Below are 13525 nucleotides of genomic sequence, written 5' to 3'. Positions count from 1 at the left end.
CCTCCCGCGGAGGGGGCGTTGACGTCTCGCAGTGCAGCACCTGGCCGTCAGACCAGCTGGAACAGCAGCCCTGCCACAACCGCGCCGCTCAAACCCAGCCCCAGGTAGGCTGCAAAGACCTGCGGCTTGACCAGCGACCAGACCGCCGCCATCGCGGGCACCGAGCTGACCGCGCCTGCGACCATGAAGGCCATCGCGGCGCCTGCGGTCATGCCCTGCTCCATCAGCCCGGCCAGCAGCGGCGGCGCGACATAGGAGTTCAGATAGGCAGGCATCCCCACCAGGGCGGCAATCACCACCGGCAGCAGGCCCTCGCCGCCGACCAGCCCGGCGATCACATCGGCCGGCACGTAATGCACCAGGAGCGATTCCAGCACATAGGCCAGCGCCAGCCACTTCAGCAGGAACAGCCCGTTGGAGATCAGTTCACCCCGGAAGCGCTGCCGCCGCGCCTCCTCCTGCCAGAACCGCCAGACCGGCGCCGCATCGGCCTTGGGCGCGCCGCAGCCGCAGCAGCCCGTGGCGGGCCGCACCCGCAGCGGATCGGCAAACACCCCGCCGCCCCGCAGCGCCTTGATGGCAATGCCGCCGAACAGCCCCAGCGCCACCGCTGCAATTGCCTTGCCGATGGCAAAGGGCCAGCCCAGCGCCCCCGCGGTGATCAAGAGCGTCGGCGGGTCGATCAGCGGCGACGACAGCCAGAACGCCATCACCGCCGACAAGGGCGCGCCCAGCGCCAGCAGACCCGCGATGAAGGGGATCACCTCGCAGGAACAGAACGGCGCCAGCCCGCCGAAGACCGCCGCGAGCAGGATCATCCGCGTCTCCCGCCCCTCGAAGGCGCGCGCCACCACGGCCTCGGCGCCCGTCGCCTTCAGGTAGGCCAGCAGCAGCACAGCAAACAGGATGTACCGCGCGGTGCTGCCCAGCGCAGTCAGCGCAAATCCCAGGACCGAGCCGAACTGTGCCGGATCCAAGGTGGCCGCCGCCGCCAGGAGCGCCGCGCTCAGCGCCCAGGGCGTCTTCAGACAGCCGCCCAGCGCCTTCATCCGGCGGGGGTTCTGTGCCAGCTCAGCCATTGTTTGCCGCCTTCCGCTGGCTTGCATCGGCGCAGCACTCGCTGAGGATGAAGCCCGCCAGCGCCTCGAGCCGGGTGAAATCGGCGCGGTTCAGCGTGCTGCGGCCCTGCCGCTCCTGCGCCACCACCCCGGCGCCTGCGAGGAACTTCAGGTGATGCGCCAGGGTAGAAGGCGCGATCCCCGTGCGCTCCTGTATCTCCCCCACGCTCAACCCCCCTTCGCCGGCCCGGATCAGGCAGCGCAGCACCTGCAGCCGCGCCTCCGACCCCATCGCCGCAAAGCCCTGTGCGGCTTCTTCCCATTCCATGGTCGCAACCCCCATTGATTCTATAAAACTAGTTTTATGGTTTTATCTAACTCCTGGCAAGCCGAAGTTTTCTGCCGCCGCCTGCTAAGTCCAGATTGCGCCGCATTTAAGGCCAGCATAAGCTCGCCCTCATGGGCATTTCCGTCGATACCTTCTTCCTCAACCCCGACGCGCAGGGCACCCTGCAGGCGCAGATTCAGGAGATGATTGCCGAGGGCATCCTCTCCGGCCGTTTCCGGGTGGGCGAGAAGCTGCCCTCGTCGCGCAAGCTTGCCACGCACCTGGGCCTCAGCCGGATCACCGTGACGCTGGCCTATACCGAGCTGCTGGCCAACGACTACCTCACCGCGCGCGGGCGGTCGGGCTATTTCGTCTCCGAGAACGCGCCGGTGCCGCCTTCCTACACGCCGCAGCCCAAGGGCGGCGACACGGTGGACTGGGGCCGCGCCTTTGCCCGCAAGTTCACCGGCGGCGACACCCCGCGCAAGCCGCAAGACTGGCGCAGCTACCGTTACCCGTTCATCTACGGCCAGGCGGACCCGTCGCTGTTCGACCACGCCAACTGGCGGCTCTGCGCGCTGAGGGCGCTGGGGCAGAAGGATTTCGCGGCGCTCACCAACGACTACTTCGACCAGGACGACCCGCTGCTGATCGAATACATCGCCCGCCACACCCTGCCCCGGCGCGGCATCACCGCCCGCCCCGAGGAGATCCTGATCACGCTCGGCGCCCAGAACGCGCTGTGGCTGGTCGGCCAGCTCCTGCTCAGCAGCGGCCGCAAGGCGGCGATGGAGGATCCCGCCTATTACACGCTGCGCGACCAGCTCACCCACACCCGCTGCACGGTGGACTGTATCCCCGTCGACGAAAGCGGCCTGCCGCCGGAACAGATCGCGGACGACACCGACGTGATCTTCTGCACCCCTAGCCACCACAGCCCGACCACCTTCACCATGCCGATGGAGCGGCGCCGCCAGCTGCTGCAGCGCGCCCGCGAGATCGACGCGGTGATCGTGGAGGACGACTACGAGTTCGAAATGTCCTTCCTCGCCGCGCCCTCGCCGGCGCTGAAGTCGCTCGATGCCGATGGGCGGGTGGTCTATGCGGGCAGCTTCTCCAAATCGCTGTTCCCGGGGCTGCGGCTGGGCTACCTGGTCGGGTCCGAGCCGTTCATCCGGCAGGCCCGCGCCCTGCGCGCCAGCGTGCTGCGCCACCCGCCCGGCCATATCCAGCGCACGGTGGCCTATTTCCTGTCGCTCGGCCATTACGACGCCCAGATCCGTCGCACCGCCAAGGTGCTGCACGACCGCCGCATGGTGATCGAGGACGCGATTTGCAAGCACGGGCTGACAGTGGCGGGCGTCGGCGCCTATGGCGGCTCGGCGCTGTGGATGCGGGCGCCCGAGGGCGTGGACACCGCGGAAGTCGCGGAGCGGCTGAAGGCGCAGAGCGTCATCATCGAGCCCGGCGCGCCGTTCTTTTCGGCGCCCTACCGCCGGCACAATTTCTACCGGCTCGGCTATTCGTCAATTCCGGCGCCAAGGATCGAGCCGGGGCTGGCGCTCCTGGCAAAGGCGCTGAACGAGGGCTGACACGGCCCTGCCCTCCTTCCTAAAGCAATCCCGCGTCCCGCTAAGCTGAAATCCCGCCCCGTTCCGTTCCGCCCCAAGGGGCACCCTCCCGCGTCCGCACGTGCCCCGGCAGCGCCGGCCCCCGCTGGCGGCCTTGGGCCCGGCACGGCGCCGCAGCCGGCTCCCGGTTCAATCCTGGGCCGGCGTCCAGCCGCCCCCGCACCGCACCGCCGCGCCCGCGGATTTCATGGCACCGGCAGCCCCGCGCCCGCGCCGCACGGCACGTGCGGCGCCCGGCCCAACGGGCAAGGCGCATCCCGCGGATGCGCGGCGCCGGGCAGGAGCGCGCCGCTGGCCTTAAGCCGCCGCGGGAACTGGCCCTAACCCGGCCCTGCGCCGCGCCCTACACCGGTTGTGACCCCGGCCGGAAACCGGACACCCCGCGCCCTTTCAGGAGACCCCGCCATGAAAATGACCACCGAGGAAGCGTTCGTCAAAACGCTGCAAATGCATGGCATCGAACATGCCTTCGGCATCATCGGCTCGGCCATGATGCCGATCTCCGACATCTTCCCCGCCGCCGGCATCACCTTCTGGGACTGCGCCCACGAAGGCTCGGGCGGCATGATGGCGGACGGCTACACCCGCGCCACCGGCAAGATGTCGATGATGATCGCCCAGAACGGCCCCGGCATCACCAATTTCGTCACCGCCGTGAAGACCGCTTACTGGAACCATACCCCGCTGCTGCTGGTGACGCCGCAGGCCGCCAACAAGACCATCGGCCAGGGCGGCTTCCAGGAGATGGAGCAGATGCGCATGTTTGCCGACTGCGTCGCCTATCAGGAGGAAGTCCGCGACCCCTCCCGCGTGGCCGAGGTGCTGAACCGGGTGATCATGAACGCCAAACGCGCGTCCGCGCCCGCACAGATCAACATCCCGCGCGACTTCTGGACCCAGGTCGTGGACATCAATCTGCCCGCCATCGTCGAGTTCGAACGCCCCGCAGGCGGCGAGGCGGCCGTCGCGGAAGCGGCCCAGCTGCTCTCCGAGGCGAAAAACCCGGTGATCCTGAACGGCGCAGGCGTGGTGCTGTCGAAGGGCGGCATCGACGCTTCCAAAGCGCTGGCCGAGCGGCTGGATGCGCCGGTCTGTGTCGGCTACCAGCACAACGATGCCTTCCCCGGCTCGCATCCGCTGTTTGCAGGCCCGCTGGGCTACAACGGCTCCAAGGCCGCGATGGAGCTGATCCGCGACGCCGATGTGGTGCTCTGCCTCGGCACAAGGCTCAACCCGTTCTCCACCCTGCCCGGCTATGGCATGGACTACTGGCCGGCGGGCGCCAAGATCATCCAGGTGGACATCAACCCGGACCGCATCGGCCTCACCAAACCCGTCTCCGTGGGCATTATCGGCGACGCCGCCAAGGTGGCGCAGGGCATCCTCTCCCAACTGAGCGAGGAAGCCGGCGACGCGGGCCGCGAGGAGCGCAAAGCGCGCATTGCCGAAACCAAGTCCCGCTGGGCGCAGCAGCTGTCGTCCATGGACCACGAGGACGATGACCCCGGCACCTCCTGGAACGAACGCGCCCGCGCCGACAAGCCGGACTGGATGAGCCCCCGCATGGCCTGGCGCGCGATTCAGGCGGCGCTGCCGAAAGAGGCGATCATCTCGTCTGATATTGGCAACAACTGCGCCATCGGCAACGCCTACCCCTCGTTCGAGGCAGGCCGCAAATATCTTGCCCCCGGCCTCTTCGGCCCCTGCGGCTATGGCCTGCCCGCGGTCGTCGGCGCCAAGATCGGCAACCCGGACACGCCGGTGGTGGGCTTCTCGGGCGACGGCGCCTTTGGCATCGCGGTGAACGAGCTGACAGCGATCGGCCGCGGCGAGTGGCCTGCGATTACCCAGATCGTGTTCCGCAACTACCAATGGGGGGCCGAGAAGCGCAACTCGACGCTGTGGTTCGACGACAATTTCGTCGGCACCGAGCTGGACACCCAGGTCTCCTACGCAGGGATAGCCCAGGCCTGCGGGCTGAAGGGCGTGGTGGCGCGCACCATGGACGAGCTGACCGAAGCGCTGGCTCAGGCGGTCGAGGACCAGAAGAACGGCAAGACCACCCTGATCGAGGCGATGATCAACCAGGAGCTGGGCGAGCCCTTCCGCCGCGACGCCATGAAGAAGCCGGTCCGCGTGGCGGGCATCGAGAAGTCCGACATGCGCCCGCAGCAGGTCTGAGGCGTGGAGCTGCCCTTTGACCTCTCCACGGGCCAAGGGGCCTGCCTGGCCGCCGCGCTGTTTGCGGCGGCCATGGTGCGCGGCTTTTCCGGCTTCGGCTTTTCCGCCATCTTCATCATCCTGGCGGCGCTCACAACCAACCCGCTGCCGCTGATCCCGGTGGTCTTTGCCTGCGAGATCGCGATGACCGCCCTGCAGGCGCGCGGCATCCGGGCGCATGTGGACTGGCCCCGCGCCGGAGCGCTGCTGGCCGGTGCCGCCATCGCCACCCTGCCCGCCATCGCCTTGATGGCGCGGCTCAGCCCCGGGGACGCGCGGCTCGCGATCTCCGTCCTGATCCTGGTGCTTTCCCTATTACTGCTCAGCGGCTGGCAGCTGAAACGCCCGGTGGGGCGGCGCGGCAGCATCGGCGCAGGCGCGGTCGCGGGCATAGCGAACAGCGCGGGGGTGGGCGGGCTGCCGGTTGCGGCCTTCCTCGCCGCCCAGCCGGTGCCGCCCGCGGTGTTCCGCGCCACCATGATCGTCTTCCTCACCGGCATCGACCTGATGGCGCTGCCGGTGATGGCCATTCACGGCCTGGTGGGACCCGAGACGCTCACCGGCATCCTCCTCGCCTTCCCGATCCTCGCGCTTGGCGTCGCGGCGGGCACCCGCAGCTTCCCCGCGGTGTCGCAGGCGCAGTTCCGCCGCACCGTGGTGCTGATGCTGACCGCCTTTTCGCTCGTCAACATCGCCCGCCTCGCCGCCTGAAGGAGACAGCCATGCAGAGCATCCTTGTCGTCAATGCCGGCTCTTCCTCGATCAAGCTGGCGGTCTTCACCCCCGATCTTGAGCCGCGACTGAGCGCCGAGGCCTCGGGCATCGGCGGCACTGGGCAACTGCGCGCGGGCGGCTGGCGGCAGGAGGCGGAACTCGCTACCCACGCGGAAGCCTTCGACAGGCTGCTGGAACAGCTTGCAGCCCAAGGCTTCTCCCCGGGCAGCTTCGCGGCGGCGGGCCACCGGGTGGTGCATGGCGGCGAAAGCCTCACCCGCCCGGCGCGGGTGACACCGGAGGTGCTGGAGGAGATCACCCGCTGCGCCCGCCTCGCGCCGCTGCATAACCCGCATAACGCCGCCGCCATCCGGGCGCTGGCGGCACTGATGCCGGACCTGCCGCAGGTCGCCTGTTTCGACACTGCCTTTCACGCGGAGAACCCCGAAGCTGCACTGCGCTACGCTCTGCCCGACAGGCCGGAGACCGAAGGCATCCGCCGCTACGGCTTCCACGGCATCAGCTACGCCGCCCTTGTGCGCCGCTGGCCCGAGCTGACCGGCACCGCCCTGCCCGAACGGCTGCTGGCGCTGCACTTGGGCAACGGTGCCTCGCTCTGCGCCATCCGTGAGGGGCGCTCGGCGGCCACCACCATGGGCTATTCGCCGCTCGAAGGCCTGACCATGGGCACCCGCGCAGGCAGCGTCGACGGCAACGCGGTGCTGGATCTGGCGCAAGCGCTGGGGGTGGAAGGCGCCCGGCGCCTGCTCAACCACGAAAGCGGCCTTCTGGGCCTCTCCGGCCTCAGCTCCGACATGCGCGCGCTGGAAGCGGCGGACACGCCCGCGGCCCGCTTTGCCATCGACCATTTCTGCTACTGGGCCGCCCGCCACGCCGGGTCCATGATCGCCGCAATGGAGGGGATCGACGCCATCGCCTTCACCGGCGGCATTGGCGAGAACGCCGCCGCCATCCGCAACGACATCACCCAGCGCCTCGCCTGGGCCGGAGAGGTCCCCGCCCGCGTGATCCCCGCCGCCGAGGAACAGCAAATTGCCCGCGACACCAAAACTCTGCTGGAGAGGAACAAATGACCTACGAGCCCCCGCTCCGCAGAGAGGATAATCCCGCACGCCCCGCATCTGGCGGAAATCAGTCGCAGCCCGCGCCGCAATCTCCTACAGTCGCGCGAGGCCAAACGGACAGCAAGATGACGCATCAGCAACCCGCACTGGACACCTCCCCCAAGGTCTCGGACGAGATCCGCCAGACCACCTGCTACATGTGCGCCTGCCGCTGCGGCATCAACGTCCACATGAAGGACGGAAAAGTCGCCTATATCGAAGGCAACCGCGACCACCCGGTGAACAAGGGCGTGCTCTGTGCCAAGGGCTCGGCCGGCATCATGCAGCACAACGCCCCCTCAAGGCTGAAGAAACCGCTGAAGCGCGTGGGCCCGCGCGGCTCCGGCGAATACCGCGAGATCAGCTGGGACGAGGCGCTCAGCACCGCCGTCGGCTGGCTCAACGAGCTGCACGAGACCGCCCCCCACAAGCTCGCCTTCTTTACGGGGCGCGACCAGTCGCAAAGTTTCACCAGTTTCTGGGCGCAGAACTTCGGCACGCCGAATTATGCCGCGCACGGCGGCTTCTGCTCGGTCAACATGGCGGCTGCGGGCATCTACACCATGGGCGGCGCCTTCTGGGAGTTCGGCCAGCCCGACTGGGACCACGCCAAGCTGTTCCTCCTCTTCGGCGTCGCCGAGGACCACGACAGCAACCCGATCAAGATCGGCCTGGGCAAGCTGAAGGCCCGCGGCGCGCGGGTCATTGGCGTGAACCCGATCCGCTCGGGCTACAACGCGGTGGCGGACGAATGGGTCGGCATCACGCCCGGCACCGACGGGCTGTTCGTCCTGTCGCTGATCCACTGCCTGATGAAGGCCGGGAAGATCGACCTCGACTACCTCGCCCGCTACACCAACGCGCCGGTACTGGTGAACGCCGCCGAAGGCCCCGAAAAGGGCCTGCTCCTGCGCGACGCCGACGGCAAGGAACTGGTCATCGACCGCACCACCGGCCGGCTCACCCCGTTTGATCAGCCCGGCGTGCGCCCCGACCTCTCTGCCACGTATGAAAAAGACGGCATCACCCATCGCCCGGTCTTCCACCACATGGCGGAGCAGTACCTCAGCGCGGACTACGCCCCCGAAGCCGTGGCCGAGCGCTGCGGCATCCCGGCAAATCGCATCCGCGCGATTGCCGCCGAGATTGCCCGCGTCGCCTTTGACGAGGCCTTCGAGATCGAGCAGAAATGGACCGATTTCCGCGGCGAGACCCACAAGACGATGAAAGGCCGCCCGGTTGCCATGCACGCGATGCGCGGGATCTCCGCCCATGCCAACGGTTTCCAGACCTGCCGGGCGATCCACGTGCTGCAGATCCTCTTGGGCACCGTCGAGGTCCCCGGCGGCTTCCGCTTCAAGCCGCCCTATCCGAAACCGGTGAGCGCGCACCCCACCCCGCACGGCCAGGGCCGCCCCGGCCGCCCGCTCGAAGGCCCGCACCTCGGCTTCCCGCGCGGCCCCGAAGACCTGCAGATCGGCCCGGACGGCCGCCCGTTGCGCATCGACAAGGCTTTCACCTGGGACAATCCGATGTCGGTGCACGGGCTGATGCACATGGTGATCTCCAACGCCCATGCCGGCGATCCCTACAAGATCGACACGCTGTTCATGTATATGGCGAACATGTCGTGGAACTCCTCGATGAACACCGGCGGCGTGATGGAGATGCTGACGGCGCGCAACGATGACGGCGGCTACGTGATCCCCCGGATCATCTATTCCGACGCCTACAGCTCGGAAATGGTGGCCTATGCCGACCTGATCCTGCCCGACACCACCTACCTGGAGCGGCACGACTGCATCAGCCTTCTCGACCGCCCGATCTGCGAGGCCGACGCCGCTGCCGACGCGATCCGCTGGCCGGTGGTGGAGCCGGACCGCGACGTGCGCGGCTTCCAGTCGGTGCTGATCGAGCTCGCCAACCGGATGAGCCTGCCGGGCTTCACGCAGGAGGACGGCAGCCCCAAGTGGAAGGACTACGCCGATTACATCGTGAACCACGAACGCCGCCCCGGCATCGGCCCGCTCGCAGGTTTCCGCGGCGAGGACGGCAATAAAACGGGCCGCGGCGCAGTGAACCCCGAGCAGCTCTCCCGCTACATCGGGAACGGCGGCTTCTTCGCCGAACACATCCCGGAGGACGCGCTCTACTACAAGCCCTGGAACCGCGCCTACCAGGACTGGGCGGTGGGCCTCGGCCTCTATGACAGCCCGCAGCCCTTCCTGTTCCAGCTCTACGTGGAGCCGATGCGCAAGTTCCAGCTCGCCGCCGAGGGCGAGGGCTCCCGCCAGCCGCCGGACCACTTGCGCGCGCGGCTCAAACAGGCCATGGCCCCCCTGCCAATCTGGTACGAGACCGATCAGACCGGCAACGATGGCTTCACCATCAACGCCCTCACCCAGCGGCCGATGGCAATGTATCACTCCTGGGGCAGCCAGAACGCCTGGTTGCGCCAGCTGCACGGCCACAACCCGCTCTACGTGCCAACGAAGCTGATGCGCCAGCATGGCTTGAAGGACGGCGACTGGGCCCGGGTCTCCTCGCCGCATGGGGAGATCACCGTGCCGGTGATGGAGATGGCCGCGCTCAACGAAAATACCGTCTGGACCTGGAACGCCATCGGCAAGCGCAAGGGCGCCTGGGCGCTGCAAGAGAACGCGCCGGAGGCCACCAAGGGCTTCCTCCTCAACCACCTGATCCACGAGCTCCTGCCGCCCAAGGGCGACGGGCTCCGCTGGGCGAACTCCGATCCGATCACCGGCCAGGCCGCCTGGTTCGACCTCAAGGTGAAACTCGAAAAAGCCGCCCCGCCGGACGGCAGGCAGGAAAGCCAGCCCGCCTGCCCGCCCATCGAATCCCCCGTCGGCACCGGCCCCGATCAGCTCGCATGGCAGGTAAAGAAATGACCCCGCACCCCTTTCTGACTGGAAATACCCCGGGGTCCGGGGCAGCGCCCCGGCGTGACCCCAGATGCGGACACCACGCGCGAATATTCCTCCGCCTGTCATCTTGCCCGAAATACTCCGGGGGTGAATTGAGCCGCAGGCTCAAAAGGGGGCTGGCCCCCTCCCCCCGCCGCGCCCCAACCGGAGGCCAAAGACAATGACCCAGCTCCCCCCCGCCACCGACCGCAAGATGGGCCTGGTGATCGACCTCGACACCTGCGTCGGCTGCCACGCCTGCGTGATTTCCTGCAAGGGCTGGAACACCGAAAACTACGGCGCGCCGCTCAGCGATCAGGACCCTTACGGCGCCGATCCCTCCGGCACCTTCCTCAACCGCGTGCATTCCTACGAGGTGCAGCCCGCGTCCTGCGATATCCAGCCCGCCCCGGCAGCACAGCTGGTCCACTTCCCGAAATCCTGCCTGCATTGCGAGGACGCCCCCTGCGTCACTGTCTGCCCCACCGGCGCCAGCTACAAGCGCGCCGAGGACGGCATCGTGCTGGTGAACGAGGACCATTGCATCGGCTGCGGCCTCTGCGCCTGGTCCTGCCCCTATGGCGCGCGCGAGCTGGACCTGGCGGCGGGGGTGATGAAGAAATGCACCCTCTGCGTCGACCGCATCTACAACGAAAACCTGCCTGAGGAGGACCGCGTCCCCTCCTGCGTGCGCACCTGCCCTGCCGGCGCGCGCCATTTCGGTGACCTCGGCGATCCGGACAGCGATGTCTCGCAGCTGGTGGCGGCGCGCGGCGGCATGGACCTGATGCCGGAGATGGGCACCAAGCCCGTGAACAAGTACCTGCCGCCGCGCCCCAAAGACCACCTTGCGGAAGAGACCGATGTGCTTGCCCCGCTGCTCGCCCCCGTGGATGAGAACCCCGGCGGCTTCCTCGGCTGGCTCGACAAGGCGCTTGGCAAGCTGCCCAGCGGCGACACCTCGGGTGACACTGCCCCCGGAGACAAGACCTGATGCATCCCGCCCCTTCCGTCATTCTCTTCACCGTGCTCTCCGGCCTCGGCTTCGGGCTCCTGTTCTTCCTCGGCCTCGGCCTGCCAGCGGTGACCGGCGGCGTTGCCTTTGTCTTCTATGCCATTGCCTATGCGCTGGCGGGCGGCGGGCTCCTGGCCTCCACCTTCCACCTCGGCCGCCCCGAACGGGCCTGGCGCGCCTTCAGCCAATGGCGCACCAGCTGGCTCAGCCGCGAGGGGGTCTCGGCTGTCGCCGCCCTGCTGGTGATGGGACTCTACGCGGCCGGCGCCATCTTCCTTGAGACACACTGGACGCTCCTCGGCTGGGCCGGCGCGGGCTTGAGCCTCGCCACCGTCTTCGCCACCTCGATGATCTACACCCAGCTGAAGGCTGTGCCGCGCTGGAACACAGGGCTGACCCCGGCGCTGTTCCTCAGCCTGTCGCTGGCCGGCGGTGCGCTGCTGGCCGGGCGCGAGGCACTGGCGCCCTGGCTGCTGGCCATCGCGGGCGCGCTGCAACTGGCCTGCTGGATGCGCGGCGACACAGCACTTGCGCGCTCGGGCACCACCATTGGCACTGCCACCGGGCTAGGGGAGCGCGGCGCCGTGCGTGCCTTCGAGCCGCCGCACACCGGCAGCAACTACCTCTTGCGCGAATTCGTGCATGTGGTGGGCCGCCGCCACGCGCAGAAGTTGCGGGTGATTGCCTTTGCCTTCGGCTTTGCCCTGCCGCTGGCCCTCCTGCTGCTGCCCGCTGGCGGAGTGCTGGTCAAACACCTGCTGGCCGCGCTGGCGGTGCTGTCGCACATGGCGGGCGTCGCCGCCTCCCGCTGGCTGTTCTTTGCCGAGGCCGAGCACGTGGTCGGTCTCTATTACGGCAAGCGCTGAAAAGCCCTCGGCTGCACCCCCGCCGCCCGGTTCCAAAGCGCGGAACAAGGGCGAAGCCCGCCGCGCAGCGCCGGCGCGCTCCCACGCGGCGGCAATGCCCGGCTGCGGCAAATGCACACGGTGCCGGAAAAAATCGGCACGCCCCCTGTCACAAACCGCGGGCCTGCCTCGTCTTGTTTCCGTGACACCGAAAAAAGGAACAGGACAGATGACCCAGCGTCTCGACCAATTTGCCACTGCGGGCGATCTCTTCCAGCCGATGCTGCAGCAGGAGGAGCTGCTGAAAACCTCAGGGCTCGAGCACAGCCTGACCGAACTGGTCAAGCTGCGCGCCTCGCAGATCAACGGCTGCGCCTTCTGCATCCACATGCACAGCCATGACGCCCGCAAGAGCGGCGAAAGCGAGGACCGGATGCAACTGCTGCCCGCCTGGCGCGAAAGCCCGCTCTACAGTGCGCGCGAACGCGCCGCCCTGGCCTGGACCGAGGCGCTGACCCTAGTGGCCGAAACCGGCGCCCCGGATGCGGACTACGCGGTTGTGGCCGAACATTTCGCGCCCCGCGAGCAGGTTGCGCTGACGCTCTTGATCGGAGCGATCAACAGCTGGAACCGCATTGCCATCGGCTTCCGCACGCCGCATCCTGCGGCCCGGGAGGCGAGTGCCGCGTGAGCCAGCAGGCAACGGAAGACCGGGGCGCCGAGGCGTTCCTCATGGCGCGGCCGCGGCTTTTCGCGGTCGCCTACCGCATGCTGGGCAGCGTGACGGATGCCGAAGACATCCTGCAGGAGGCCTACCTGCGCTGGCAGTCCGCCCCGCAAGGGGAGGTCCGGGAGGTGACCGGCTACCTGGTGCGGGTGGTGACGCGGCTCTGCCTCGATCAGCTGAAATCCGCCCGGGTGCAGCGCGAGACCTACACCGGCGCCTGGCTGCCCGAACCGCTCCTGACCGAGGATCCGGCCGAGCGGCTGGACCACGATGTCTCGGTCGCGCTGCTGCTGGCGCTGGAGCGGCTGACACCGCTGGAGCGCGCTGCCTTCCTGCTGCATGACGTCTTTGGCGACACCTACGATGAAGTGGCCGAGGCGCTCGGGCGCAGCCCCGCCGCCTGCCGCCAGCTCGCCGCGCGGGCCCGCCGCCACGTGCAGGCGGACCGCCCCCGCGCGACCGTGCCGCTAAAGGACGCCCGCGCCCTGACCGAAGCCTTCTTCCGCGCCTCCAAGACCGGCGACACCGCCGCGCTCACCGGGCTGCTGGCGCGGGACGCGGAACTGGTGAGCGACGGCGGCGGCAAGGTCATGGCAGCGTACAACCCGATCCGCGGCCGCGCCAAGGTGATGCGGCTCTCCGCCGGGCTTGCGCGCAAGCTCGGGACCGGTCTGCCGGAGCGCTGGCGGTTCTGCATGCTGAACGGCCTGCCCGCGATCCTCAGCCTGGAGCCGGAGGGGATGGTCCAGGCCATGGCGCTGGAGATCCGCGGCGGGCGCATCCGGCGCATCTACGTGACCCGCAATCCGGACAAGACCCGGCATCTGGCGGCGGCTTTGGGGTAGAACCGCCGGTTTGGGAGGGGCGCTGCCCCTCTTGCCCCTGCGGGGCAATTCACCCCGGGGTATTTCGGGTCAGAAAGTAATGAAAAGGGCGGCG

General features: G+C 68.5%; 11 protein-coding genes. 9 read left to right on the top strand and 2 right to left on the bottom strand.

All coding sequences use genetic code 11. The features are described from left to right. Positions 1–47: 47 nt before the first annotated feature. Both ACOHX0_RS01190 and ACOHX0_RS01185 read right to left on the bottom strand, forming a co-directional pair. Positions 48–1079: a permease gene (locus ACOHX0_RS01190; protein WP_420674791.1), complete on the bottom strand. Its 1032-nt coding sequence runs from the start codon at positions 1077–1079 to the stop codon at positions 48–50. Then, entirely contained in the window at positions 1072–1386 is a 315-nt protein-coding gene (locus ACOHX0_RS01185) for an ArsR/SmtB family transcription factor (protein ID WP_420674790.1), read from the bottom strand. The genes ACOHX0_RS01190 and ACOHX0_RS01185 overlap by 8 nt, the downstream gene beginning before the upstream one ends. Positions 1387–1517: 131 nt before the next feature. On the opposite strand from ACOHX0_RS01185, the gene pdxR reads away from it, so the two are divergent. The 9 genes from pdxR (at position 1518) to ACOHX0_RS01140 (ending at position 13431) form a co-directional block, all read left to right on the top strand. Further along, positions 1518–2978, top strand: coding sequence for a MocR-like pyridoxine biosynthesis transcription factor PdxR (gene pdxR / locus ACOHX0_RS01180; protein WP_420674789.1), 1461 nt, complete (start codon positions 1518–1520; stop codon positions 2976–2978). A gap of 444 nt (positions 2979–3422) precedes the next feature. Next, positions 3423–5198 (top strand): sulfoacetaldehyde acetyltransferase, encoded by a 1776-nt coding sequence (gene xsc / locus ACOHX0_RS01175; RefSeq protein ID WP_420674788.1) that lies wholly within the window; start codon positions 3423–3425, stop codon positions 5196–5198. A gap of 3 nt (positions 5199–5201) precedes the next feature. After that, positions 5202–5948: a TSUP family transporter gene (locus tag ACOHX0_RS01170; RefSeq protein ID WP_420674787.1), complete on the top strand. Its 747-nt coding sequence runs from the start codon at positions 5202–5204 to the stop codon at positions 5946–5948. 11 nt (positions 5949–5959) lie between these two features. Continuing rightward, positions 5960–7045, top strand: coding sequence for an acetate/propionate family kinase (locus tag ACOHX0_RS01165; protein WP_420674786.1), 1086 nt, complete (start codon positions 5960–5962; stop codon positions 7043–7045). 116 nt (positions 7046–7161) lie between these two features. Beyond that, entirely contained in the window at positions 7162–9984 is a 2823-nt protein-coding gene (locus tag ACOHX0_RS01160) for a molybdopterin oxidoreductase family protein (protein WP_420674785.1), read from the top strand. Between the two features lie 196 nt (positions 9985–10180). After that, entirely contained in the window at positions 10181–10993 is an 813-nt protein-coding gene (locus ACOHX0_RS01155; RefSeq protein WP_420674784.1) for a 4Fe-4S dicluster domain-containing protein, read from the top strand. Continuing rightward, entirely contained in the window at positions 10993–11880 is an 888-nt protein-coding gene (locus ACOHX0_RS01150; protein WP_420674783.1) for a dimethyl sulfoxide reductase anchor subunit family protein, read from the top strand. Before ACOHX0_RS01155 ends, ACOHX0_RS01150 begins: the two co-directional genes overlap by 1 nt. A gap of 208 nt (positions 11881–12088) precedes the next feature. After that, entirely contained in the window at positions 12089–12550 is a 462-nt protein-coding gene (locus ACOHX0_RS01145) for a carboxymuconolactone decarboxylase family protein (RefSeq protein WP_420674782.1), read from the top strand. After that, positions 12547–13431, top strand: a complete 885-nt coding sequence (locus ACOHX0_RS01140) for a sigma-70 family RNA polymerase sigma factor (protein ID WP_420674781.1) — start codon at positions 12547–12549, stop codon at positions 13429–13431. Before ACOHX0_RS01145 ends, ACOHX0_RS01140 begins: the two co-directional genes overlap by 4 nt. The last annotated feature ends 94 nt before the right edge of the window (positions 13432–13525 follow it).

Source organism: Cribrihabitans pelagius (assembly GCF_048820915.1).
Classification (GTDB): Bacteria; Pseudomonadota; Alphaproteobacteria; order Rhodobacterales; family Rhodobacteraceae; genus Cribrihabitans_A; species Cribrihabitans_A pelagius.
This window is presented reverse-complemented; position numbering and strand designations above follow the sequence as displayed.